Raw genomic sequence first — 24,731 nt, 5'->3', positions numbered from 1 at the left:
GCGGCCCTCCAAAGACGTGAGCGAGGTGAAGCGTTGGCTCGCCAATGCGAACCCGCTCAGCGCCGCTGGAATTCCGGGCTGAGCATCAGTAGGGCCAAAGCCTGTTCGGGGCTCTCGCCCTGCCTGATCACGCGCCGCGTCTCGTCCGAAAAATAGCCGCCGATCCGGTCGTCCACGACTTTGCGGATGTCGACGTGATCGGCGTTGAGCGTCGCGCATTGCTGCGCCCAGTCTATCCGGCTCTTGATGCCGTCCGACGTCACCCAGGCATCGTCCTCCTCGGCCCACCCCTTCGGCGACGGGGCGGCCAGGAACGGCTGGCCCATGGCCAGGAGCGAGGCCACCGGGGACGGTCTGAGCGGCACCCTGCCGATCATCCGCGCGGTCGCGGCGAGGAATTCGATCGGCGGGCGCAGCTTCACGGGGGCGGCGGTCCAGGCCTCGTCGCTCTGGACCAGGGCGGCGGTCACGGCCTTCAAATCGCCGTCGCTCTCCCTGAAGACCTTGGCGAGGCTGTTTTGCAGCAAGTCCGACACCTTTTCCGAGACGAAGGCGCGCGCCATCCGCCGCGTCACGTAGCGCGCCGTGGAGGGGTGGCGGGCGAGGTCGGTCAGGACGGTGAGGAATTCATCGGCTCCCGCCTCCGCATAGCGCTTGCCGAGGATGGTCTTCGGCCCCGGCTGATGCTGGCGCTCGCGGAACACCACTTCGCCAAAAGTCTCGGATTGCGGCTTGAGATCCACGGTCCAGCCCGTGAGGACGGAGGCCAGCGCCGTGACGTCGGCCTGACTGTAGCCGCCGTCGACGCCGAGGGTGTGGAGTTCGAGCACCTCGCGCCCGAGATTCTCGTTGAGGCCGGATTTCTTGATGCGCCCGACCTTCGAATCCGGGCCGACCGACGATGCGTTGTCCAGATAATAGAGCATGGAGGCGTGCAGGATCGCCGCCTTGGCCATGTCGTGAAAGCGGCCGAGAATGAATGGCCGAATGGCTTCGCGCTGGTACGAGCCTGCCGTCAGGCTGGATTTTCCCTTCCCCACGCCGACGGTGAAGTGGTTGCTCCAGTGCAGGAACAGCCGCTCGTGCAAGGGCGCCTTCGTCACCGCCGCCAGTCTCAGCCAGGCGATCAGTTCGTCGGAACCCTTCGTGAGCGGACCCTGGGTGACCTTGGCCTCGGGCTCGTTCTCCATCATGCCGCCGCCCATCGACGGCTCGGCGCGGGGCTCCATGGCCATGGAGCCATCCTGCATGGCGCCGCCCTGCTTGACCATGGCATTGCCGGATCCCGCATCCGCCATCGCCTCGCGGCGCTTCCGCGCAACCTGACGACGATGCATCATCGCCTGCAACTGGTCGCTGCTCGACATCAGCTTGGCGTCGGGCGCCGTCAACGGCATGTCGAGTTGGGCACGGACGTAGCCGCGCGGATCGTCGACGGCGGGCAGATCAATGGCGCCGCATCCGAGACCGAACCGTCCGACCGCATTCGAGAATGCCAAGTTTCGGCTCATCGTCATCTCCGGCATCCGGGACCGCTGGCCGAGATGCCCGGCACCGAATGAAAGCGACCTCCTTACACGATCTGTCTGAGGCGGTTCTGTGACCGGGCCTTCGGCTCACGCAAGCGTGACGGTCGTGGGCATTCGCCGATCGAGCCATGACTGCATCGGACCAAACTCTTCGACAGGATGCTGTGAAGGTTGTGCCGAGTGCGTGAAAACCGGTCTGGGACCAGGCCCGAACGAGAAAAGGCCCCGTTTCCGGGGCCTTTGTTCTCTCTACCATTCCACTGAAAGAGGAATGGTGGGCGCGACAGGGATCGAACCTGTGACCCCTACCATGTCAAGGTAGTGCTCTCCCGCTGAGCTACGCGCCCCGGCTGAAGCGTTTCCGCTGCAGCGAGGAGCGGCGTATAGCTTTGGGTCGGAACGGGCGTCAAGGGCCTTTCGTCCGGAAAGAGCGTGTTCCGGTAGCGCAAGCCCGCTTTCTCCGATGGCGCCGCCTCCTCCCACGAGGCCTGGAAGGCGGTTGTTATGTTGCGCTGCAGCGACAAGGGGTGGAGTAGACGGCAGGCTCGGCACGAGTCTGATTTTCACGGCCGGCCCAAGATTCACTGGATATTTGATAGATTATGATTTTTGCAGCAAATTCAACGACAATCGCGGCCATTTTTATTGTTAAATTCCAATATATACTCATAGCAATATTTTTATACAATAGATTGAATTCTTTTAGGTGCATGTTTAAAAGGAAAAAATTGATTTATTTTTGTAAGATACTATCATTGTTTTCATAAAATGATCGGTCCATCCAAATTTTAGAATATGATTGTTTCAATCAATGTAATGTCTCAGTTTTTTGCCGAAAATAGGTTTGGCCTGTATGCTCGCAGCCGGATCGATGATTGGAATTTTCTATCGTCAACGTGTCTGACGCAGAGTGTGTGATTTATATCAGCCCTCGAGACTGTCCGTATCTTGATATCTGCCTAGCCTCCGTGCTGCAGCAAAGCTGCCATGGGTTGGACACGGTTCCGGCTGCATATTATGCATCACAGGGTCGCCGGTCCGTTGCGAGTGCGAGACGGTGGTTTCCTCGATCAAGAGCGTGTGCGAATCGAACGTGATCAAACGTACAGACATAGCGATCGTCGGCCGTTCGTGCCGGTTGCCCGGCGCTGCCAGTGTCGACGGCCTCTGGCAGCTTCTGAGCGAAGGACGATGCGCCGTTGGCCGCATCCCTGAGGATCGCTGGTCACTGGAGCGGTTCGGTCACCCGCGCGCTCAGGAGCGCGGCAAGAGCTATACTTGGTCGGCGGGCGTTCTCGACGACATCTGGTCGTTCGACCCCGGCGTGTTCGGCATCTCGCCGCGCGAGGCCGAGCAGATGGACCCGCAGCAGCGGCTTCTCCTCGAACTGACCTGGGAGGCCCTGGAGGATGCGGGTTTGCGTCCCTCCGCCGTGGCCGGGTCGCAGATCGGCGTGTTCGTGGGCGCCTCGTCCCTCGATTATGGCAACCTGCGCGTTCTCGATACGTCGTCGGGCGATGCCTATGCGGCGACGGGCAACACGCTCTCGATCCTGTCCAACCGGATCTCCTATATTTATGACCTGAAGGGGCCGAGCTTCACCGTCGATACGGCCTGTTCCTCCTCGCTGGTGGCGCTCGATGCCGCCGTCGCGGCGATCGCCAGCGGCCGGATCGACACCGCGGTGGTGGCAGGCGTGAACCTGCTCGCGAGCCCGTTCAACTTCATCTGTTTCTCCAACGCGCAGATGCTGTCGCGCACCGGGCTTTGCCAGGCTTTCTCGGCCAATGCCGACGGCTATGTTCGCTCCGAGGGCGGTGTCGTTCTCGTGCTGAAATCGGCGCGTCAGGCGGCTCGCGACGGCGATACCGTTCGCGGCGTCATCGCGGCGAGTGGCGTGAATTCCGACGGCCGGACCACCGGCATCTCCCTGCCCTCCGGCTACGCACAGGGTGCCCTGCTCGAACAGGTCTATCGCGAAGCGGAGATCGATTTCGACGCGGTGGCCTTCGTGGAGGCGCACGGAACCGGCACGGCGGTGGGCGATCCGATCGAGGCCGGCGCCATCGGCGGCAAGATCGGACGTCCTCGCAAGGAGCCCCTGCCGATCGGCTCGATCAAGAGCAATATCGGCCATACCGAGCCGGTCTCGGGCCTCGCCGGCCTGCTCAAGGCGAGCCTCGCCCTGGAGCACGATCTGCTGCCGCCCTCGCTGCACGCGGCCGAGCTCAATCCCGACATCCCCTTCACCAAGCTCAATCTCTCGGTGGTCACCGCGCCGCTGACGCTTCCACGCGGTCGCGGCGAGCGTTTCGCCGGCGTCAACTCGTTCGGCTTCGGCGGCACCAACGCCCATATCGTCCTCACCGACGGCGTGCCGGCCCCCGCTGCGAGCGATGCCGAGCGCCCGCCCGAATTATTGCTTCTTTCGGCCCAGAGCCGCGCGGCCCTCAACGAACTCGCCCTCGACTACGCCGAGCGGTTCGAGCAGGCCGATGACGCCCAGACTGTGCGCATCGCCGCCGCCGCCGCCCATCGGCGCGAGCGCCTGTCCACCCGCCTCGCCATGCCCCTCGACGCCGACCTGCCCGCCACCTTGCGCGCGGTGGCCGATGCAGAGGAGACCGACATTGCCCGCGTCGGCACTGCCGTGGACCGCAATGCGGAGGTCGCCTTCGTCTATTCCGGCAACGGCAGCCAATGGGTCGGGATGGGCCGCGAGGCGTATGAGCGGAGCGCCGCCTTCCAAGCCGCTTTCGACCGGATCGACGTCCTGTTCGCCGAGATTTCGGGCTGGTCGCTGAAAGAAGCCCTGTTCGCCGAGGACCTCGCCGAGCGCATGGTCCTCACCCGGGTCTCGCAGCCCCTGATCTTCGCGATCTCCAGCGCCTCGACCACGGCGCTGAAGGCCGCCGGCCTCGTCCCCTCCTTCGTCCTCGGCCACAGCGTCGGCGAGATCGCGGCCGCCGAGGGTGCCGGTATCCTGAGCCTGGAACAGGCGGTGAAGGTCATCTTCTACCGCAGCCAGCATCAGGAGACGACGCGGGGTCTGGGCACCATGGCGGTGCTGCTGGCGCCCGTCGAGGAGATCGAGATCTTCCTCAAGGATTATCCGAGCCTCGACATCGCGGCCTACAACAGCCCGAAAGCCGTCACTGTGGCGGGCCCCGTCGCCGATATCGACGCGGCCATGAAGGCGCTGGCGCGCAAGCGCCGCCGTGGCCGCAAGCTCGACCTCGCCTATCCCTTCCACGGACGGCTGATGAACCCGACCGAGAAGCCGCTGCTTCGCGATCTCGCCGGGCTCAAGCCTCATCCCGGCGCTATCGCCATGGTGTCCACCGTGACCGGCACCGTGCTCCCCGGGGGAGAGTTCGACGCCGGCTATTGGTGGCGCAACATCCGCGAGCCGGTGCGCTTCTCCGATGCGGTCCAGGAGGCGACCCGCAAGGGTGCCCGGATCTTCGTCGAGGTCGGTCCGCGTGCGACCCTGCTGCCGCATATCGGCGACTGCATCGAGCCCCTCGGCATCGAGAACGCCACGGTGGGTGTTCTCACCAACAAGCCCGTCGGCAGCGACCCCTTCGCCCGCGCCCTGGCCTCGGCCCTCGTCCACGGTGCCGCCGTCGACGAGGCGGTGGTCTTCGGCGAGAACCCGAAGGGCGACGTCGCCCTGCCTTCGTATCCGTGGCAGCGCCGGCCCTTCCGCCTGTCCGAGACATCGGAAGGCGTCGGTGCGGCGACCGCCCGTGCCTATCACCCGCTCTACGGTTCGCGATTGTCGCCGGACGGGCTCGAATGGCTCGGCCATGTGGACATCGCCACGGTGCCCGACCTCGACGATCACCGCATCGACGGCCAGGCGATCCTGCCGGGTGCGGCCTTCATCGAGATGGCGTTGGGCGTCGCCCGCGAAGCCATGCGCAGCGACGACGTCGTGCTGGCCGAGTTCGAGATCCTGTCGCCGATGGTCTTCGCCGAGGAGACCCTTCGCGAGGTCGCCGTTCGGCTCTCCGGCAGCGGCAACCAGATCCAGATCCTGAGCCGGCCGCGCCTGACCCAGGCGGGCTGGCAGTTGCACGCCTCCGCAAAGGTCGTGGACGGCACCTTCGCCGCCCGGCCGCGACAGGACATCGACATCCCGGCCGAGAACGCCGTCGAGGGTGCCGGGCTCTATCGCCTCGCCGCCGCCTCCGGCCTCGATTTCGGGCCGAGCTTCCGGCAGGTCGCCCTCAGTGCACGCGTGGACGAGACGACTATCGTCTCCCAATTGAAGCCGGCAGAGGCCGACCTCCGGTTCGGCCTCGTTCCGGCGCGGTTGGATGCCTGTTTCCACGGCCTGATCCTGCTCTTCGCCGACCTGATGGGCGAGGGCTCGACCAAGGCCTACGTTCCGGTGCGCTTCGGCGAGATCAGGCTGATCCGGCCGGGCGCCGTCATCGCGCGGGCGATGATCCGCACCCGGCGCTGCAACGAGCGCAGCATCCTGGCCGACTTCACCCTGGTGGACGAGGCGGGCGAGGTGATCGCCACCCTGCGCGAAGGCCGCTTCCAGGCCCTGCGCACCAAGTCCGGTCAGGATCTCGCCGCCTATGCTATCGCGCAGCGGTCCGAACTCGCCACCGAGCCCACCGCGATCCCCCTCGACCGGCGTGCCCGCATCGCCGATGCCGTCCGGCCTGGCATCAAGGCGGCCCTCGCCCCGGCGGATGCGGCCCTCTCGCCGGGCCATCTCCTCCTCGAAGGCTGGGCCACCTCGCTGGCCTACCGCATGGCCGAGGGGCTGCAGCGCTCGGGCACCGTCGCCATGGACGAGCGTGTTCCGGAGGCGATGCAACCCTGGCTGTTGAACGCCCTATACGCCCTCGAGAGCAGCGGGCTCGCCACCCTCGACGGAGCGCGCTGGACCCTGCGCAAGGATGTCACCTTGCCCGCGCCCGACGAGATCATGCGCTGGATCGCGGCCGACCATCCCGAACTCTCCGCCGAGCTGGTGCTCACCGCGGATCTCGGCGCCGTGGTCGCCCGCCTCGTGGCCGGTGAACTCGCCAGTCCGCCGACCCTGTCGCAGAACGCCCTCGACGCCTTTGTCCTGCGCAGCGCCACCGCCCGCGCCTCGTCCGACGTCATCGCGGCGATCTGCGAGGGAGCACGAGCTGACCTGCCGAAGGACCGCTCGCTGCGCCTTCTCCAGGTCGGGTTCGGCCCGCTCTCCGCGCAGGCCGCGGCCATCGCCGACGGCATCGCCGCCCAGCTCACCGTGTTCGAGACCGATCGGCGCCTCGCCGAGCGCGCCCGCCTCGCCCTGCCCCGCGGCGTCACCGTGATCGAGGACGAGACCGACCTGACGGAGGGCGGCTTCGACGCGATCCTGGCGAGCAACGTCTTGCACCGATCCGAGCGCGGTCTCCTCGGCAAGGTCGCCGATGCCCTCGCCACCGGCGGGTTCCTCCTGGCGGTGGAACCGGGTGCTTCGCTGTTCCGCGACCTCGTCTTCGGCCTGATGCCGGATTGGTTCGAGAGCGTGGACGGCATGCCGCTGGGTCGCCTCGACGACATCACCGGCTGGCAGCGTTCGCTCAGCGATACCGGCCTCGTGCGCATCGCCGTCGACCGGGCGGCCTCGGCCAATGGCGACGATCTCCTCTTCCTCGCCGAGGCGCCGGTGCGGGCCAAGGCCGCCACCGGCCAGACCTTCACCTTCATCATCGGATCGCGGGATTCCTTCGCAGCCGAAACCGCTTCCTCGCTGGCGACGCTTCTCGTCGCCGCCGGCGTCCACGTCTCGATCATTCTCGATTCCGAGCAATCCCTGCTCGAACTCGAACGGGAGACCCCCGACACGGTGGTGTTCTTCGCCGGGGCCTTCGGTACCGGCGGCGAGGCCGCAGACCGGCTGCGCGAGCGCTGCCTCGGCCTCAAACGCTGCGTCGAGCATCTCGGGACGCGCCAGACCCGTCTCTGGGTCGTCTGTCCCGGCGCGACGCGCCATGACGGGGCGGGCGCGGTGGAAGCCGGTCTCTGGGCCTTCACCCGCACCCTCGCCAACGAGGTCGCCAATCTCGACATCCGCCGCATCGACCTCACCGAGGCGATGCCGACCAAGATCGCCTCCGAGCGCCTGCGCGACGTGATCCTGTCGGGCACCCCCGAGACGGAGATCGTCCTCGACGTTGATGCCACCCGCGTGATCCGGTTCTCGCCGGGGCAGCTCTCGCGCCGCCCGGCCGTCGATGCGGTGCCCGCGCCGGCCGCACAGCTGGAGCGCAGCGCCACGGGAGGCCTTAACGACATGCGTTGGGGGCCGGCCGAGCGTCGTGTGCCAGGTCGCGGAGAAGTGGAGATCGCGGTGGAGGCCACCGGCCTCAACTTCCGCGACGTGCTCTGGGCATTGTCGATGCTGCCGGAAGAGATTCTGGAGGACGGCTTCGCCGGTCCGCGCCTCGGCCTCGAAGTCGCCGGCCGCGTCGTCTCCGTCGGCAAGGGCGTTGCGGCTTTCAAGGTCGGTGATCCTGTCGTCGCCTTCGCCCAGTCGGGCTTCTCGACACATATCGTCGTGCCCGAACTCGTGGTGGCGCCGAGCCCCCCCGGGCTCGATCCCCAGGCCGCGGCCACGGTGCCGGTGGCCTTCCTCACCGCCTATTACAGCCTCGTCAGCTGCGCTCGCTTGCGGCGCGGCGAGTGGGTGCTGGTCCATGGCGGCGCCGGCGGCGTCGGGCTCGCGGCCCTGCAGATCGCCAAGTTGAAGGGCGCGCGCGTCATCGCCACCGCCGGCTCGCGCGAGAAGCGCGCCCTGGTGAAGGCGCTGGGTGCGGAACACGTCCTCGATTCCCGCTCGCTGGCCTTCGTCGACGAGGTCCGCCGCATCACCGGCGACGGCGTCGGCGTGGTGCTGAACAGCCTGTTCGGCGAGGCGATGGAGCGCAGCCTGAACTGCCTGAAGCCGTTCGGCCGCTTCATCGAACTGGGTAAGCGCGACTACGTCGCCAACACCCATATCGGCCTGCGACCGTTCCGCCGGAACCTGTCGTATTTCGGCGTCGACCTCGATCAGGTGCTCCAGCACCAGGGTGAGGACGGGGCGCGTCTGTTCCGCGAAGTGATGGCCCTGTTCACGGAAGGCGGTCTCAAGCCCTTGCCGTTCCAGCCCTTCACCGCCGACGAGGTCTCGGACGCGTTCCGGCTGATGCAGCAATCCGGGCATGTGGGGAAGATCGTCATCGCCCCGCCGAAGCCGGGCAGCATCGTGGTCGAGCGCAAGTCCGATTTCCGGGTCTCGGCGGAGGGCGTGCACGTCATCACCGGCGGCCTCGGCGGCTTCGGCATCGAAGCGGCCCGGTGGCTCGCCGACCGGGGAGCCCGTCACCTCGTGCTCGTCGGGCGAAAGGGTGCATCGAGTCCGGAAGCCAAGCAGGTGGTGGCCGATCTCGCGGTCCGCGGCGTCAGCGTCGCCGCGATGGCCTGCGACATTACCAGCCGCCGGGCGGTGGACGACCTCATCAAGGAGGTCGAAAGCGGCGGCCGCAAGCTCGCCGGCGTGATCCACGGGGCGATGGTGTTGCAGGACGGCCTCATCGCCAATCTCGACGCCGCTTCCCTCGACGCGGTGATCCGCCCGAAGGTCGTTGGGGCCGAGCATCTCGACGCCGCGACGCGGGGCCGGTCGCTCGATTATTTTGTCCTGTTCTCGTCGGCCACGACCTTCATCGGCAATCCCGGCCAAGGGGCCTATGTCGCCGCCAACGGCTTCATGGAGGGCCTCGCCCGTCGTCGCCGCGCGCTGGGACTGCCCGCCCTCGCGGTCGCCTGGGGCGCCATCGGCGATGTCGGCGTGCTCGCCCGTAACCGCGCGGTGATGGAAACCCTGGCGGGCCGTGTCGGTGTGACGCCGATGGATGCCCGCCGCTCCCTCGACCTCATGGCCGAGGCCCTGGAAGGACAGGGCTCGTCACCCGACGACGCCGTCCTCGCCATTGCGTCGATGCACTGGGGCAAGGCGCGCGAGCGCCTCGCCACCATGCGCTCCCCGAGCTACGGCGATCTCGGCTCGGACCAGCAGGCGGAAGCCGGCACGGTGGCCACCATCGATATCGGCGGCCTGCTCAAGAGCCAGGATCTCGATGCCGTGCGCAAGACCGTCTCCGACGCCATCGTCGAGGACATCGCCCGCATCCTACGCCTGCCCAAGGACGATATCAGCCGCGTGCGCCATCTCTCCGAGATCGGCCTCGATTCGCTGATGGGCGTGGAACTGGGTGCCAGCCTGCAGGAGCGCTTCGCCCTCGACGCGCCGCCTTCGGGCATCTCCTCGGGATTGACCGTGGTCGAACTGGCGGAGACCCTGATCCAGTCCGTGGCCGCCCCCGTGGACGACGCGTCGGCGGCGGTGATGAGCCTGGCCCAGCGACATGCCAGCGAGGGCGTCGACGTGCGCACCCTTGAGCCGTTCCACGAACTCGTCGAGCAGAACAGCCTCCAGATCAAAGAAATCCTGCCGTAAAGCGGGGGCTGGCCCGAGCCAGCCCCCGTGATCCGCAACCGGAAGACCCTATCCGTATGTCCAACCCACCCCGCCCCGACGGTGGCCGCGCGGCACTCGCGGGCTTCGTCACCAATCGTCTCGGCCGCAATGCCAGCCGTCAGGCCGCCCCGCGACCGGAGGCGAAGACGACGGACGCCTCGGTGCAGAAGTTCGAGTCCCTGCCCGGCTACCGGGAGTTGCGGCTGCAGCGTTCGGCCGCCGATCTGATCGGCCTCGGCAATCCCTTCTTCCGGGTCCACGAGACCAGGGCCGGGGCCACCACGCGTATCGCCGGCAAGGGCTTCATCAATTTCTCGTCCTACGATTACCTCGGGCTCAACGGGCACCCGGATGTGAGCGAGGCGGCGCGCCGCGCCATCGACGAGTACGGCACGTCGGCCTCGGCGAGCCGGATCGTCGCGGGCGAGCGGCCCGGACATCTCAGCCTCGAACAGGCGCTGGCTGAGCATTACGAGACGGAAGCCTGCGTGGTGATGGTGAGCGGGCACGCCACCAACGTCACGACCATCGGCGCCCTGCTCGAACCCGGCGACGTAATCTTCCACGACGCCTTGAGCCACAACAGCATCGTCACCGGGGCTCAGCTCTCGGGCGCCCAGCGCCGCTCCTTCGCTCATAACGATCTCGACGCCCTGGAGACCCTGCTCGGTGCCACCCGCCACGAGCACCGCCGCGCGCTGATCGTGGTGGAGGGTCTCTACAGCATGGACGGCGATGCGCCGGATCTCGCCGGCCTCATCGCCCTGAAGCAGCGCTACGACGCCTGGTTGATGGTGGACGACGCCCATGGACTCGGCGTCCTCGGCCGGAGCGGGATCGGCCTCGCCGAGCATTGCGACGTGGATCCGCGCCTCGTCGACATTTGGATGGGCACGCTGTCGAAGACGCTGTCCTCCTGCGGCGGCTACATCGCCGGGCCGGCCGCGCTGATCGAGTATCTCAAATGCACCGCCGGCGGCTTCATCTACAGCGTCGGCTTGTCCCCGCCGCTGGCCGCCGCCGCCGAAGCCTCACTGGCCCTGATGCATGCGGAGCCGCACCGGGTCGAGCGCCTGCGCCAGAACGGCCACCTGTTCCTGTCCTGCGCCAGGAAGCACGGGCTCGATACCGGCACGAGTCTAGGCCTCGCCGTCATTCCCGTCATCGTCGGCGATTCTCTGAAATCGGTGACCCTGTCCGACCGACTCTACAAGCGCGGCATCAACGTGCAGCCGATCATCCACCCGGCGGTGCCCGAGCGCTCGTCACGACTGCGCTTCTTCATCACCTCCGAGCATACGCCCGAGCAGATCCGCGAGACCGTGGCGGCCGTGGCCGAGGAACTCGCCGAGATCGAGAAGGGCGGCTCGCTGATCGAGCAGCTCATGGCCAAGCGCGGCAAGCCCTGAGAGCATCCTGCCCGGCTCGGCCGGGCAGGCGGCGCGGCATCGCCCGCGATGGGTGTGATCCTGAGGCCGGCACCATCGGCGGGATGGCGCGAGGCCTAAACCGGCGCCGCCGCATCGCGCGGGCCGCCCGTAACGGTCGAGCGATCCGCCGACCCGTGGTTACAGGGCTTCCCCTTCAGAAAGCGCCGCCCACGCGGACGCCGGTGGTGATCGGCTGGGACGCGGCGGCGAAGACCGAGAGGACCTTCTTGACCTCGGTGAACGGAGCGTTCGAGACGTAGATCATGTCGCGGTTGCGCATGCGGAAGGCCTGGGTGAGGAACAGGCTGTTCGGGTCGCGCATGTCGAAACGGTAGACCACCGGCACGAGCGGCGTGCCGAGGAGCGGGCTTCCGGGCTTCAGGCGGCGTACCACCGGGGCAGGCTCGAAGCGGAACAGGAAGGTGCCGGTGGGGTCGGCATCGGCGTCGCTCTGGCCGCGCGCCTTGGCTAGCGCCTGCGCCAGGGTGATGCCTTCGGCCTGGAACGGAATCTCGTTGGAGGTGCCCAGTGCTCCGATGGCCAGGAAGGTCTGGGGATCGCGCACCAGGGTGAGGTTGTCGTTGGGACGCAGGTAGATGTTCTCTTTGGGGTTCGACACCACTGTGGTCAGCGGCACCGTCGCCGTTCTGCCATTGCGCGACAGGCGCACGAAGGTCTCACTGACGGGGGCTTTCACGCCGCCGGCCGTGGCGATGACATCGAGGATGCGATCGCCCTGGGTGCCGAGCGGGACGCGGGCGCCGCCCACCGCCTCACCCCCCACGGTGACGGATTGCGAGACCGGCCGGCTCACGGTGACGATGACCTGCGGCTGGATCGCCTTGCCGGCGAGTTCGGTCTCGATCAGCGCCTGGACGTCCTGGGCACGGCGCCCCGCGACTTTGATCCGGCCGGCATAGGGCACCGAGATCGCCCCGTCCCGCGAGACGGTCTGCTCGGGCAGCTGCGCCGCCTTCGAGCCGGCGGACATCGAGTTGACGGTGAGCGGACCGGAATAGAGGCCCCCCGAGCCAGCTTCGAACACCGAAACGGCGACCGCGTCACCGATCCCGATCACCGGTTCCGATGGCATGCGTCCGTCACCGAAAGAGGAAAGCAGGCTATCGAGGGGGCGTCCGCGCAAGGCCTCCACCACGGCGGAGTTCACCTCGATGAACTCATAACGGGCGAAGGTCCCCTCGCTCGTCGCCTGATCGCTTCCTTCCACCACGGCCGAGGTCGACGGACCGGCGGCGGGCAGGAAGGCGTTGCAGCCGGACACCGTGACGGCGATGGCGATGGCCAGCGTGGCTTTGGGTAACATCGAACTCTCCTCAGACCCGCCCCCACGACGAGTGTCTTGTCGGATCACGTGTCGGTCGGCGGATACGAACCGTCCGTCAGCGCCGGTCTCGGTCGCCAGCCGTGCCGGCCGGTGAGAGGCCGGTCGTCACGAACGGTCCAGCCTTGATAGCGCCAAATCTCTTCGATCGTTTAACGATCGTTCCACTATCGCATTGTCGAAACGATGCGCGGGTCCGCCTCGGTCACGTTCGTGTCAGCACGATGGTGAGGCGATAGCCGATCTCGGTCGCTCCGCCGATGCCCCCCGATGACGGACCGGAGGAAACGGCCGAGCTCGGGGGCGGTGGTATCGATCCGGTGCGGACCGTCATGGAAGGTCCCGAACCCGAAAACGGCATAGTCCGTGGTCGTGTCGCCGAAGCCCGGCCGGCAGGTGGGCAGGGACGGGGCGTGATCGCCGTAGACGCAGAGGATCGCATCGCGCCCCTCGAGGCCGGCGATCAGGGTCTCCACGGCCCGGCCGGTATGGACGACGTGGTGGAGATACTGCGCCAGCGGATCGTCGATGCCGTCGAGCCGGCCGGGCTTCCACGGGCCATGGTTCTCCATGGTCACGGCGAAGACGAAGACGGGTGTCGTTGCCGCCCCCACCTCCGCGAGGATGCGCGCTGCCAGGGCCTCGTCGCCGATATAGGGGCCGATGCGCGGGGCACCTGCGAAATCCTCCTCCATTACCAGGCGCGCGAAGCCGAACCGCCGCATCACCTCGGCGCGATGGAAGAAGTCGCGATGGAAGGGATGCACGAACACCGTGGCGTATCCCGCGGCCATCGCCCGCCGGGCGAGGCTCGCCGGCTCGTCGCCGCCATTGCTGAGATAGGGATCGTAGCGTCCGAACCCGAGGTTGTCGGGCTCACTTCCGGTCAGTACCGCATGTTCCGTCCGCATCGTATAGGCGCCGTGGGCCGGGACCGTCAGCCGGCCGTGGCGCGAGGCGCGGGTCCGGATCATCTCCATCAAGGGAATGTCCGGCCCGCCGAGCCGGGTCGGGTCGATGAAGGATTCGAGCTGGACGACGACGACCACTGGCGCCGCGCCGGATTGCCGGAGCGAGCCGTCGTCGCCCGCCTCCGGCGGCGGCGGCGGCTCGCGTCTCCAGCGCAGGGCATAGGCGATGATCGTGGCCGGCAGCCCGTAGCGCGCGCAATCCGCGTCGAGATCGGGCCGGGGGAACCGGGCCGCGAGCCACTGCGCCGGTCGTCCGGTGCCGATGGCGGAGGCCAGCCCGACGAGGAGGCATGGCAAGCCGATGAGGGCGAGGACGGCGACGCTCGGCTCTTCGGGCAGCGCGGTGGGCTCGATCCAGTACCAGAGGGCGACGAAGGCGAGGCTCGCCCCCAGGGGGATGGCCATGCGCGGGTCCGTGAGCGGCCGCGTATAGTAGAGGTCCGGATGGCGTGGCACCTGTCGCAGCAGGGCGAAATCGCTGAAGACCAGCGGCTCGCCGATCACCGCCTGTTTCAACCGGCTGACAGTGACGAGGATCGCGACCGTGAGAAGGCAGGAGAAGGCTGCAAGCCAGGGGCGCCACGAGAAGCAGAACCAGAACACCGTGAGCAGCGCGTAGCCGGCAAGACGCAGGGCCAGTTCGCCGGGGCGACGGCCGATGGGCCGACGACCCGCACCGTCCCACGCCTCGATGGCGAGGGAGCCGGTCAGTGCCAAGGCGAGAGCGGCGGGGATGGTCATGCTTTGTCGCCACCTTTGCCGATCCCCCGCCGTGCCCGGATCAGGCGGACGATAGGGTTCAGCACGGCGTAGCGCAGGCGCATGACGATCTGTGCCCGGCGGCTGAGGGCGAGCTTCGATGGCGCCGCCGCTTCGCGGCTCTCGCTCAGCCGGTCGAGGAGCTGTTCGGGCGTACACGGCTTCATCGCCACGGGGTCGAGATAGAGCGGGTAGACGAGGAGCGCGCCTGCCACGAGTTCGTCGAGAGCGAGCCGCCGCCCCCTGTCGGCACCGGGCGCGAGGTCCTCGGTCAGCCCCCAGCCGGCGTAAAAGGGGCGGCCATGGACCGCCACGCTCAAGCCCCGGATCAGGGCTTCGAACCCTGCCAGCGAGGTCATCGTCTCCACATGGTGCGCTCGGTCGAGGAGATCGACGATGGAGAGGCCGGCCACGATCCGGTCGGCCAGGGCCAGCGCTTCGGCCTCCGGGATCGCGCCGGGCCGGAACCCGGCCTCCACGTCGGGGTGCGGCTTGTAAAGGAGGAAGTCCGTCGGATTGCGGGCGCGGGCAGCGCGCAGGAGTTCGAGATTCGAGCGGACATGCGGCGAGCCGTGCCGCACCGAGGCATCGTCCTCGACTTGGCCCGGCACCAGCACGATGCGCCGGTCCTTGGGCCAACCTGATGCGTCGCCGGAAAGGCCAACATTGTACTTGGTCAGGCGCCGTTCCACGACGAGCTGGCGCAGAGCCGATGCTCGGGCCACGAGTTCGGGCAGAAAATCCTCGGTCTTGAGGATGCGGGCGAGGCGGCTCTCGGTACGCGGGTCGTAATAGATGCCGCTGTCGTCCACCACGATGGAGGCGCCCGGCTGCAGGCTCGCGCCGAGGCCGACCGAGCGCAGGAATCCATCCTCTATCCGTGCGAGGGGAATGCCCTGTTCCGCGCAGAGCGCCGGCAGTCGTTCAGGCATCCGCGTCGCCCAGGCGAGGATGCGGGCACGACCGGCCCTGGCCTTCGCCACAGCATCCTCGGCGTTCATGGCGTGGACGGGCTTGCCGGACGGGCCGCCGACGAAGACATCGATGGCCGGCCGCTTCCAACGCGAGATGCCGACGAGGACGGTGGGGCGGGAATTGTCCCGGAACCGGCCTTCCAGCCATGCTACCTTGTCCCGGCATTCCCCGAGCGGAATCGGTCGCCGCGTCCACGGGTCGAATGCGTAGATCCCGGCCTCTCCCCCGAACGGAACGCCGTCGAGCGTCAGACGCAGGGTCGACAGTCCCGTCGCGGGCGAATCGTAGGGGCTAAGCAGGGGCCCCGGTTCGACGGTGAGAATCGCGCGACCGGCAAGACGCAGGCTCGCCGCCGCAAGGCCGCCCCGGCCCCAGACCACGCCGATCGTCCCCGGCCCCCAGACCCGACCGAAACGGAGGCCCATCACGGATTCGATCTCCGCCCGCAGGACCCGGACGGGCCGGCTCGCGGCGAGCAGCGATCCTGTCGCTATCGATGCGGCCGAGGCAGGGGGCGTCGAAAGATGGGGCAATGGCGATCGCTGATCCGGTTCGGGAGGGGGCACCCATACGACGATCCGCGCCCTCATGCGATCCGATCTCGCCTCGCGACGGACCATCGGTGTCGGGTTTCGACGGGGTCTACAAGGCGCCTTGTTGCCGACACATCACGCCCCCAGGAATTCCGTTAACAAGGCCGTGCTACGCAATTGCCGCGTTGCACCATTCGTGCGATCAGGGCGGTGTACGTGCCCATTCGACACGCCCTTCCCGGGCGCAGGAGCAAGCACTTCCGCATGTTGCCGACACGCGTAGACACCACACGCGAGGGGCCTGCGACCTTCCTGTTTCTGCAGGGGATCGCCTCGCCGTTCTTCGCCGATCTGGGCCAGGCGCTGCTCAAACGCGGCCATCAGGTACGACGTATCAACTTCTCCTCGGGCGACTGGTTGTTCTGGCGCCTCGGCTCGGACAATTATCGCGGCCCCCGCGAGGGCTGGGACGCCTACATCGCCGACTACATCGTCCAGCACGGCGTGACGGATATCGTCCTGTTCGGCGATTGCCGTCCTTATCATGTCGCCGCGCGCGAAGCCGCCGAGCCCCTCGGCATCCGCATCCATGTGTTCGAAGAGGGCTACCTGCGGCCGAACTGGGTGACGTGTGAGCTCGGCGGCGTCAACGGCCATTCTTCGCTGCCCCGCTGCGCGGACGAGATCCGCGCCATCGCCCGCCGCCTGCCGCGGCCCGGTCGCGCGATGCCGGCGAGTGGCGACATGGCCCGCCGCAGCCTGTGGGACGTGGCCTACAACATCGCCAATATCGGGTTTCCCTACTTCTTCCCGCATTTCCGCAGCCATCGGCCGATTCATGTCGCGGCCGAATATGTGGGCTGGATCAAGAAGTTCGCCGGCCGGAGCCGCACGCGGCGCCAGGCACGGGAGCTCAGCGAGATCTATGCGGCGCGCAAGGAGGAGTACTTCCTGCTGCCGCTGCAACTCGACAGCGACTATCAGATCCGTGTCCACTCGCCCTTCCTCGGGGTGGAAGGGTTCATGGATCGCGTCATCGCCTCCTTTGCCGCCCATGCGTCCGATCGGTCGAGACTGCTGATCAAGCTCCACCCGCTCGACAGCGGATTGGTGAACTGGCGCAAGCACGCCCGTAACTCCGCCCGGCGCCACGGTGTGGACGAGCGGCTCGATTTCATCGATGGCGGCGACCTGCCCAAGCTCATCGCCGGCAGCCGGGGCGTGGTGCTCGTGAACAGCACCGTCGGGATGCTGTCCCTCGAACTCGGACGTCCGACCGTCGCTGCGGGCGAGGCGATCTACAACCTGCCCGGCCTGACCCATCAGGGCGGCCTCGACACGTTCTGGACGAAGCCCGAAGCACCGGACATGGCGCTGATGGCGGATTTCCGCCGTGTCGTCCTTCACCGGACCCAGGTGAATGGCGGCTTCTTCTCCCGCCCGTCCATCGACCGGGCTGTGGCCGGCAGCGTCCTGCGGCTGGAATCCAGGCTTCCGGCCCCGGCCCTGGTGGCGGCACAGGCGATCCGCGAACGCTCGATGAGAACCCCGGAACTCGCTCCCGTTTACTGAGCGATCGCCGCGCCTCGGTTCATTCCGGGCAGGCCGCTGCGTCCCCGTTATCGGCACGGTATGATCTCCTCCCAGAGCGGGTTCCCGTTTGCCGGAATGATGCTCTAGAACAGGCCCATGCCCGTCATCCTCATCACCGGTGCCTCGAGCGGTATCGGCGCGGCCCTTGCCCGGCATTACGCCGCGCCCGGCACACACCTCGTTCTCAATGCGCGCGGCATCGACAGGCTGAATGCCGTCGCCGCCGCGTGCCGCGATCTCGGCGCAACCGTGTCGACCCGTTCTCTCGATGTGCGCGACCGGCCGGCCGTGGCCGAATGGCTGCGCGAAACCCACGCGGCCTCGCCCCTCGATCTCGTCATCGTCAATGCCGGCATCAATGGCGGCCATCCCGGCGGAGAGATCGAGACCGAGGCGATGGCGTTCGAGACCGTCGACGTGAATCTCAATGGCGCGCTGAACGTCGCCCTGCCCTGCGTCACCCTGATGCTGGCGCGCGGCAGCGGCCAGATCGCCCTGGTCTCGTCGCTCGCCGCCTTCGCGCCTTTGCCCGACGCGCCGGCCTATAGCGGTACCAAAGCGGCGCTGCTCGCGCATGGCCTGGCCTTGCGCGCCAAGCTCGCCCCCCGCGGCGTCAAGATGAACGTGGTGACCCCCGGCTATGTGAAGACCACCATGGGCGGGGATTACGAGGGCTGGCGCCCGATGGAGATGAGCGCCGAGGAGGCGGCCGCCCGCATCGCGCGCGGGCTGAAGCGCGATCGCGACATCATCGCCTTTCCCGAACCCCTCGCCTCCCTGGCGCGCGGATCGGTCCTGCTGCCGGAGGGCCTGCGCCGCCGCTCCATGCGCGGCTTCCGGTTCAAGGTCGGACGCAACAAGCGATGACCCGCCCGCGCATCGCCCTGTTCGTGCTGGAGGCCCTGCCGAATGCCCGTGCCGTACGCCGGTTCGTGCGGGATCACGCCGAGGATATCGCTTTCGTCGGCCTGTCGAATGCCGAGCGTCCGAGTTCCGGCGGCTTAAGTGGTCAGGTCCGGCGACACCTCGCCCGCTCCGGCCCGGCTTTCCTGCCCTATCTCGCGGTGAATTTCGGCCTGCCCGATCTGCTGGCTCCGGCATCGGGGCTGCTGAGGCGGTTGACCGGGGCCGGAGACGCGACCACGGCGACGCCGCTCAAGGCGTTGTGCCGAACGCTCGGTATTCCGACCCTGCGGATCGACGACGCCAACGGACCGGACGCGGCCCGGGCCTTCGAGGCCCATGCTCCGGATCTCATCGTCGCGTTTCATTTCGACCAGATCTTTTCGGCCGCGACCCTGTCGCTGGCGCCGCTTGGGGGACTCAACCTCCATCCCGGCCTGCTGCCGCGCCATCGCGGGCCGGTTCCGACGATCCACGCTCTGGCGGAAGAGAATCCCGCCTTCGGAGTCACGATCCATCGCCTGACGCCCGCCATCGACGCGGGGGCGATCCTCGCGCAGGAAGCATCGGACCTGCCGTCCGGCACCACCGCCACCCGTGCCACGATCCTGCTGCATGAGCGAGGGCGCATCCTCCTCGACCGGGTGCTGGGCGAGATCGCATCCGACACTCTGAACGAGGGGACCGTGCCGGAGCCCCTGCCCTATTGCCACTTCCCGGACCGCGCCCTGCTGGCGCGCCTGGCCAGCCAAGGGCGAAAGCTCATCGACAGCGCCGACTTGCGGGCCGCGCTGGGCGTGAATGCGAAGGCCTGAGCACGTGTCGCAAACAGATCGCGCGGGCGGCTTCGCGGGACAGGTCGGCCGATAGGCTGCGCGACCCACCGAACGGCTGGAGAAGCGGTCTCGAACGGCCGCCATCGCCATCGCGCTACACCCGGGCCGGCACGGCGGCATCGCGGCCTTGTTTCCAAACGAACATGGCCCGATCCGGAGGATCGAGCCATGTCGTTGACCGTCGAACTGGCGTGCCGGGCGGCGCGATGCGCTCCGGCGGTCGGTGACTTCAGAGGCCGCCGAACTTGTAGTTGAAGCCGGCCTTGATCAGGTTGCCCTCGGTGCTGAAGCGCGAGGTGTAGGAACCGGTTGCGGCGGTGAGGCCAGTGGCGTTCACGAGGACGCTGCGGCTGCCGAGGTCGTAATGGAGGTACTCGGCCTTCAGGGTGATGGCGCTGGCACCGATGAAGCTGCCGATGAAGTTGAACCGGTTGAGGAAGCTGTCGGTGGGGATCGCCCACTCGATGCCGCCGCCATAGGCGTAGCCGGTCTCCATGTCGTTGTAGCGGCCGGCATAGGCCAGGGTGCCGGCACCGTTGAAGAAGTTGGCGCCGTAATTGACGTTGCCGTAGGCGAAGCCGCCGGTGCCGTAGACGAGGACCGTGTCGAAAGCGTAGCCGATGCGGCCCTGGACGGTGCCGAGATAGTCGAGGCGCTGGCGCAGGTTGCTCGGATCGGGAATGCCGGCATTGGCGGCCAGGGCCGGGCCGAAATAAGCGTAGCTCTTGCTGATGTCGGTCCAGGTCACGTCGGCATTGACGCCGATGACGAAGCCCGAGCCGGGGGTGAGCTGGTAATTGTAGCCGATGCCGCCGCCGACATTGCCGATGCCGTCCTGCTCGGAGCGGAAGGTCCCGGGACGACGGTTCTGGGCGACGTTCAGCTGGGTGTTGGTGAACCCGCTGCCGGGGCCGTTGTTGCCGGTGGTGCGGATCGTCTGATCGTCGCTCCAGGCGTAGGAGCTATGGGTGCCGAGGTAGAAGCCGGTCCAGGTGAAGACCGGGACTGGGGAGAACACAGCCGGGGGGGCGACGTGGCGCGGAAGATCCGCGGCGGAAGCGGCGCCGGCCAGAAGAACGGCGGCGGTGCCGGCGAGAAGAAGCTTCGCGATCATGATGAGGATGTCCGTGGGGGCTGACCTTGAGGGCAAATTAGCCCCTCCCTCACGGCTCGCCTATGACCCGCGAGCCACACCCTAACGTAGAAACGAGTGTGGTGGGCCGATCTCCATCGATATGGCGGCGGCGCCCCTTAAAAATCTCGTCCGGCGGGGCGAAAAGCCGAAGACATCGAGATCGGTAACGTTTCGATCATCTTTGCTTCAACGCTGGGCCTCCTGCCGAAATCGTGCCGGTCAATGCGAAGGTCGGCGCGAGTTCTGGTAGGGCCCAGCAAGAACAATGCCGCTACCTGCGCGACAAGGTGCGGCATCGTCGCCTCGGTCTCCCGCCCGGCCATGGGCCGGACATACGAAAACGGCCCGGTCCTGGACCGGGCCGCGTCGTCAGCGCGAGAACTTCTTGTACTTGATCTTCTTCGGCATCAGGGAATCGGCGCCGAGGCGGCGCTTCTTGTCTTCCTCGTAATCCGAGAAGTTGCCCTCGAACCATTCCACATGGCTTTCGCCCTCGAAGGCGAGGATGTGGGTGGCGATGCGGTTCAGGAACCAGCGGTCGTGGCTGATGATGACGGCGCAGCCGGCGTAATCCTCCAGCGCCTCTTCGAGAGCCCGCAGGGTTTCCATATCGAGATCGTTGGTGGGCTCGTCGAGCAGCAGCACGTTGGCGCCGCCCTTGAGCGTGCGGGCCAGATGCACGCGGTTGCGCTCACCGCCCGACAGCGTCCCGACCTTCTTCTGCTGGTCGGAGCCCTTGAAGGCAAAGGCCGCGCAATAGGCGCGGGAATTGATCTCGCGCTTGTTGAAATAGATGATGTCGTTGCCGCCCGAGACTTCCTGCCAGACCGTGGCGCCGGGATCGAGGGCGTCGCGCGACTGGTCGACATAGCCGAGATGCACGGTCTCGCCGACGGAGATGGTGCCGCCGTCGGGCTTCTCCTGGCCGGTGATCATCTTGAACAATGTGGTCTTGCCGGCGCCGTTCGGCCCGATGACGCCGACGATGCCGCCAGGCGGCAGCTTGAACGACAGGTCCTCGATCAGCAGGCGGTCGCCGAACGCCTTGTTAAGGTGCTCGAACTCGATGACGTTGTTGCCGAGGCGCTCGTCGATCGGGATGACGATCTGGGCCGAGGCGTCGATCTTGTCCTGCGACTTCGCCACGAGTTCTTCGTAGCGGGTGATGCGGGCCTTCGACTTCGACTGGCGGGCCTTGGGCGAGGCCGAGATCCATTCCTGCTCGCGGTTGATGGCGCGCTGGCGCGCCATGTCCTCACGGCCTTCCTGGGCGAGGCGCTTCTGCTTCTGGATCAGCCAGGCCGAGTAGTTGCCCTCGTAGGGGTAGCCCCGGGTACGGTCGAGTTCGAGGATCCAGCCGGTGACGTTGTCGAGGAAGTAGCGATCGTGGGTCACGATCAGGATCGCGCCCGGATATTGCTTCAGGTGGCCTTCGAGCCAGTTCACTGTCTCGGCGTCGAGGTGGTTGGTAGGCTCGTCGAGGAGGAGCAGTTCCGGCTCCCAGAGTAGCAGCTTGCACAGCGCCACGCGGCGGCGCTCGCCGCCCGACAGGGTGGCGACCGGCTGCTCGTCGCTGGGGCAGCCCAGGGCCTCCATGGCCTGATCGACCTTCGAGTCGAGCTCCCACAGGTCCTTGGCTTCGATCTGGTCCTGGAGGGCGGTCATCTCGTCCGCCGTCTCCTCGGAATAGTTCATCGCGAGTTCGTTGTAGCGGTCGAGGAGCGCCTGCTTCTCGGCGACGCCCTCCATCACGTTCTCGCGCACCGTCTTGTTCGGATCGAGCTGCGGCTCCTGCGGCAGGTAGCCGACGCGGGCGCCCTGCGCGACGAAGCCCTCGCCGGTCCATTCCGTGTCGATGCCGGCCATGATCTTCAGCAGGGTCGACTTGCCCGAGCCGTTGATGCCGAGCACGCCGATCTTGGCGTCCGGATAGAACGACAGGTTGACGTTATCGAGGATCTTCTTGCCGCCGGTATAGGTCTTGGTGAGACCCTTCATGTGGTAGATGAATTCGCGCGCCATGAGCGTCCGGTATCCTTGACTGTTGCGGGGCGGCTCGGCGCGGGGGCGCTGGATCGGCCGCCGGAAATGGCGTGGGTGGACCTTGCCGCGGAGGTCGCGCGCCATGAAAAGCGGCGCGCGTTGCTCCGGCCTGCCCGGGCCGTCCCGCGTGCGGCGGCGTCGGACGGCAGCGAGCCGTCCTCGAAACCGCATCGCATCGGACGATGGCTGGACGTATCAGGGCGGCGGGTCAGCGGCAAGAACAGGTATGGTGCGGGAGCGGGCGACGGACTGACTTTCCGAGCCCGCCCCGTCGTCGGGTCACGCGAACGGGTTCTCGACCGTCCGGGAGTTCGATGCGGCGCGCAGCGCCTCGTCCGGCAGGTCGCTGGCTTCGAGTGCGGCCACGATCGCGTCGGCGACCGCCTTGAGCTTGCGCGCGCGATCCAGTCCCATCCTGTCGCGCGGCAGGTCGAGGCTGCCGTGAACGGCAATCGACCCTGACCCGTTCTCCACGGAAAGCCCCCCGATGGTCTCCACGGTGGCGTCGTCCGCGAAGGGGGTGAAGGTCGGGGGAGTCGCCTTGGTCCCGGCCGTGTTCTTCATGTCCGTCTTCCCCGCATCGTCAGAAGATCGACCTCAGCACCTCGCGGAGGAGGCGACGCGCGATGCGGTGAAGCGCTGCGAGCGCCCATTCGCCGAATCCCGGTTCCTCGCGCATGCGCCCCTTCGGACGCTCGCCCGCCGTGTCGCCTCTGGAATAGGTGCGCGGCTCGGGCAGGTCCATCGCCGTCGCGACGAGGCCGGGAAAGACGTCGATGCCCGACAGGGTGGCCAACTCGTCGAGGGGGACCGACCGCCATTCCGCATCGGCCCGGTTCGCCACGAGATAGGCTCCCGCCTCCCCCCGCCCGGGATCGTAGATCGCCTTGAACAGGGACGAGGGCACGAGGACGCGACCGTCGAGGGAATCGATGGTGCTGCCCGCATAGATCGTCCCGGTGACCACGAAGAGGCGCCCCCGCGCGACCGCGAGACGGCGGACGCTCTCCTCGATCGCCGCCCACAGGCCCCGATTCAGCGTGCGATCCTGGGGGACGACGTTGGCAAGGCTGAACGACTCGGCCTGCGCCGCCGCGCTCGGCATGTCTCCGGCCGGCGCCATATGACCTCGGTCGAAACCGCTCCGGACGTAGTCGTCGAGCCGGGCGCGGACGGATTTCGGAAGGCGGTCCTCCTCGTGGAAGGAATCCGTCCGGTCGACGGTCCGCGCTTTGGCGACGCTCGCCCGCGTCAGGAGTTCGGAAGCGTAGACGGGGGTGCGCGACACGCCCGAATGCAGCACCGCGAAGGCTTCGTAGCAAAGGCTCGTCGTCTCGCGGGCGAGCTTACGGTTGACGAGGACCGGCTCCTGTCCGTTCGCGAAGATCGAGGCGCAGGCAAACCCCGCCTCGCCCTCGCTCGCCGGCCACGCCAGCCCGACGAGGAGGAGGCATGCCGCAGCCGAGCGCCGCCCGTTCCGCCGAACCGGAATGCTCAACGGCAGATCCGCACCTTGCGCGTGCCCGAGGGCGTCGGCCGCCAGCGATAGGCGCAGGGCCGGCCGAGTGTGCCGCCGAACGGCTCGACCCGGCGGTCGGGTTGCTGCGACGAGCCGGGATTCCGGCAGCCGTCGAGCCTGTCGCAGGGCAGCCTCAATTCGAGGACGGGCGCCGGGATCGAGAGCGGTGAGGCCACTAAGGGTTCAGGACAAAGCGTCACACAGGCCAGGAGCTGCATCGACAGTAGTGCGGACAGGCGGCGAAAGCAGTTCATCTCGGCTCGCAGCGAAGTCGTCGATGGCGGAAAAGCCATTCTTCGACATTGATCGATCGGCCGCAAATCCTTAACTCCCGTGGCCGTTCGAACGCTCAAAAGCTTGGGAAGCGGTCAGCGGCTCTGCAACGTCGGCGTGGTATTGACCGATAGTGGCGTTATAGTGCGCGACGACCTCGCGGCGCGGAACGTTGTCATCACCAGGATCGTCGGCCCCTGCCCGAAGCCGATAGCGGCAGGTGGGGCGCCCTGTCGATCCGATATCAGATTCAAAGAAGTGAGTGAGCCATTGTCACGGATAGAAACCTCGATCCTCGACGGGCTTGACGAGACGTCTGCTCTTCGCGCGCTTCCCGAGAGCCAGCTTCAGGCGGTGGCGGACGCTGTG

At 67.3% G+C, this 24,731-nt stretch carries 15 protein-coding genes and 1 tRNA gene; 6 read left to right on the top strand and 10 right to left on the bottom strand.

Annotated elements, in window-relative coordinates:
• Positions 1-56 precede the first annotated feature (56 nt).
• Together ASF26_RS07620 and ASF26_RS07615 are read right to left on the bottom strand one after the other, a co-directional pair.
• A complete protein-coding gene (locus ASF26_RS07620; protein WP_244475867.1) occupies positions 57-1,511 on the bottom strand; it encodes a DUF1800 domain-containing protein in 1,455 nt (484 codons plus the stop codon).
• 290 nt (positions 1,512-1,801) lie between these two features.
• Positions 1,802-1,876, bottom strand: a tRNA-Val gene (locus tag ASF26_RS07615).
• A 746-nt stretch (positions 1,877-2,622) separates the two neighbouring features.
• Between ASF26_RS07615 and ASF26_RS07610 the strand changes: the two genes are divergently transcribed.
• Complete coding sequence (locus ASF26_RS07610) at positions 2,623-10,029, top strand: type I polyketide synthase (RefSeq protein WP_156462907.1); 7,407 nt, start codon at positions 2,623-2,625, stop codon at positions 10,027-10,029.
• A 56-nt stretch (positions 10,030-10,085) separates the two neighbouring features.
• Positions 10,086-11,459 (top strand): aminotransferase class I/II-fold pyridoxal phosphate-dependent enzyme, encoded by a 1,374-nt coding sequence (locus ASF26_RS07605; RefSeq protein ID WP_056251718.1) that lies wholly within the window; start codon positions 10,086-10,088, stop codon positions 11,457-11,459.
• Between the two features lie 175 nt (positions 11,460-11,634).
• On the opposite strand, the gene ASF26_RS07600 is transcribed toward ASF26_RS07605, so the two are convergent.
• From ASF26_RS07600 to ASF26_RS07590, 3 genes are all read right to left on the bottom strand, one after another.
• On the bottom strand, positions 11,635-12,804 hold the full coding sequence (locus ASF26_RS07600) for a polysaccharide biosynthesis/export family protein (RefSeq protein ID WP_056251713.1): 1,170 nt from the start codon (positions 12,802-12,804) through the stop codon (positions 11,635-11,637).
• Between the two features lie 185 nt (positions 12,805-12,989).
• A complete protein-coding gene (locus ASF26_RS07595; RefSeq protein ID WP_244475866.1) occupies positions 12,990-14,534 on the bottom strand; it encodes an LTA synthase family protein in 1,545 nt (514 codons plus the stop codon).
• Positions 14,531-15,952 carry a capsular biosynthesis protein gene (locus ASF26_RS07590; protein ID WP_156462912.1) on the bottom strand — a complete coding sequence of 474 codons (1,422 nt, stop codon included), beginning with the start codon at positions 15,950-15,952 and terminating at the stop codon, positions 14,531-14,533. The genes ASF26_RS07595 and ASF26_RS07590 overlap by 4 nt, the downstream gene beginning before the upstream one ends.
• A gap of 372 nt (positions 15,953-16,324) precedes the next feature.
• Between ASF26_RS07590 and ASF26_RS07585 the strand changes: the two genes are divergently transcribed.
• The 3 genes from ASF26_RS07585 (at position 16,325) to ASF26_RS07575 (ending at position 19,371) form a co-directional block, all read left to right on the top strand.
• Entirely contained in the window at positions 16,325-17,632 is a 1,308-nt protein-coding gene (locus ASF26_RS07585; RefSeq protein ID WP_056251711.1) for a capsular biosynthesis protein, read from the top strand.
• A 117-nt stretch (positions 17,633-17,749) separates the two neighbouring features.
• Positions 17,750-18,520: an SDR family NAD(P)-dependent oxidoreductase gene (locus ASF26_RS07580; protein WP_056251707.1), complete on the top strand. Its 771-nt coding sequence runs from the start codon at positions 17,750-17,752 to the stop codon at positions 18,518-18,520.
• Positions 18,517-19,371 carry a formyltransferase family protein gene (locus ASF26_RS07575; protein ID WP_056251704.1) on the top strand — a complete coding sequence of 285 codons (855 nt, stop codon included), beginning with the start codon at positions 18,517-18,519 and terminating at the stop codon, positions 19,369-19,371. Before ASF26_RS07580 ends, ASF26_RS07575 begins: the two co-directional genes overlap by 4 nt.
• 250 nt (positions 19,372-19,621) lie before the next feature.
• On the opposite strand, the gene ASF26_RS07570 is transcribed toward ASF26_RS07575, so the two are convergent.
• The 5 genes from ASF26_RS07570 to ASF26_RS07545 all read right to left on the bottom strand — a co-directional run bounded on the left by ASF26_RS07570 (position 19,622) and on the right by ASF26_RS07545 (position 24,265).
• The gene (locus ASF26_RS07570; protein WP_056251701.1) at positions 19,622-20,506 is read right to left on the bottom strand and encodes a porin family protein; all 885 of its coding nucleotides are present in this window, start codon (positions 20,504-20,506) and stop codon (positions 19,622-19,624) included.
• 390 nt (positions 20,507-20,896) lie between these two features.
• Entirely contained in the window at positions 20,897-22,549 is a 1,653-nt protein-coding gene (ettA, locus tag ASF26_RS07560; protein WP_056251834.1) for an energy-dependent translational throttle protein EttA, read from the bottom strand.
• A 300-nt stretch (positions 22,550-22,849) separates the two neighbouring features.
• On the bottom strand, positions 22,850-23,134 hold the full coding sequence (locus ASF26_RS07555; RefSeq protein ID WP_056251690.1) for a hypothetical protein: 285 nt from the start codon (positions 23,132-23,134) through the stop codon (positions 22,850-22,852).
• Positions 23,135-23,153: 19 nt separating this feature from the next.
• Positions 23,154-24,068, bottom strand: coding sequence for a DNA/RNA non-specific endonuclease (locus tag ASF26_RS07550; protein WP_056251688.1), 915 nt, complete (start codon positions 24,066-24,068; stop codon positions 23,154-23,156).
• The gene (locus tag ASF26_RS07545; protein WP_056251685.1) at positions 24,065-24,265 is read right to left on the bottom strand and encodes a hypothetical protein; all 201 of its coding nucleotides are present in this window, start codon (positions 24,263-24,265) and stop codon (positions 24,065-24,067) included. Before ASF26_RS07545 ends, ASF26_RS07550 begins: the two co-directional genes overlap by 4 nt.
• 241 nt (positions 24,266-24,506) lie before the next feature.
• On the opposite strand from ASF26_RS07545, the gene ASF26_RS23240 reads away from it, so the two are divergent.
• Positions 24,507-24,731 (top strand): hypothetical protein (locus tag ASF26_RS23240; RefSeq protein WP_210168143.1); only part of this gene is annotated, 225 nt, incomplete at its 3' end.

The sequence above is a fragment of the Methylobacterium sp. Leaf93 genome (assembly GCF_001422345.1).
GTDB classification, from domain to species: Bacteria; Pseudomonadota; Alphaproteobacteria; order Rhizobiales; family Beijerinckiaceae; genus Methylobacterium; species Methylobacterium bullatum.
This window is presented reverse-complemented; position numbering and strand designations above follow the sequence as displayed.

Coding starts and splice junctions, on each gene's coding strand:
- ASF26_RS07570 (WP_056251701.1), bottom strand. CDS start 20,506: ATGATCGCGAAGCTTCTTCTCGCCGGCACCGCCGCCGTTCTTCTGGCC.
- ASF26_RS07580 (WP_056251707.1), top strand. CDS start 17,750: ATGCCCGTCATCCTCATCACCGGTGCCTCGAGCGGTATCGGCGCGGCC.
- ASF26_RS07595 (WP_244475866.1), bottom strand. CDS start 14,534: ATGACCATCCCCGCCGCTCTCGCCTTGGCACTGACCGGCTCCCTCGCC.
- ASF26_RS07590 (WP_156462912.1), bottom strand. CDS start 15,952: ATGGGCCTCCGTTTCGGTCGGGTCTGGGGGCCGGGGACGATCGGCGTG.
- ASF26_RS07575 (WP_056251704.1), top strand. CDS start 18,517: ATGACCCGCCCGCGCATCGCCCTGTTCGTGCTGGAGGCCCTGCCGAAT.
- ASF26_RS07555 (WP_056251690.1), bottom strand. CDS start 23,134: ATGAAGAACACGGCCGGGACCAAGGCGACTCCCCCGACCTTCACCCCC.
- ASF26_RS07620 (WP_244475867.1), bottom strand. CDS start 1,511: ATGAGCCGAAACTTGGCATTCTCGAATGCGGTCGGACGGTTCGGTCTC.
- ASF26_RS07600 (WP_056251713.1), bottom strand. CDS start 12,804: ATGTTACCCAAAGCCACGCTGGCCATCGCCATCGCCGTCACGGTGTCC.
- ASF26_RS07605 (WP_056251718.1), top strand. CDS start 10,086: ATGTCCAACCCACCCCGCCCCGACGGTGGCCGCGCGGCACTCGCGGGC.
- ettA (WP_056251834.1), bottom strand. CDS start 22,549: ATGGCGCGCGAATTCATCTACCACATGAAGGGTCTCACCAAGACCTAT.
- ASF26_RS07585 (WP_056251711.1), top strand. CDS start 16,325: ATGTTGCCGACACGCGTAGACACCACACGCGAGGGGCCTGCGACCTTC.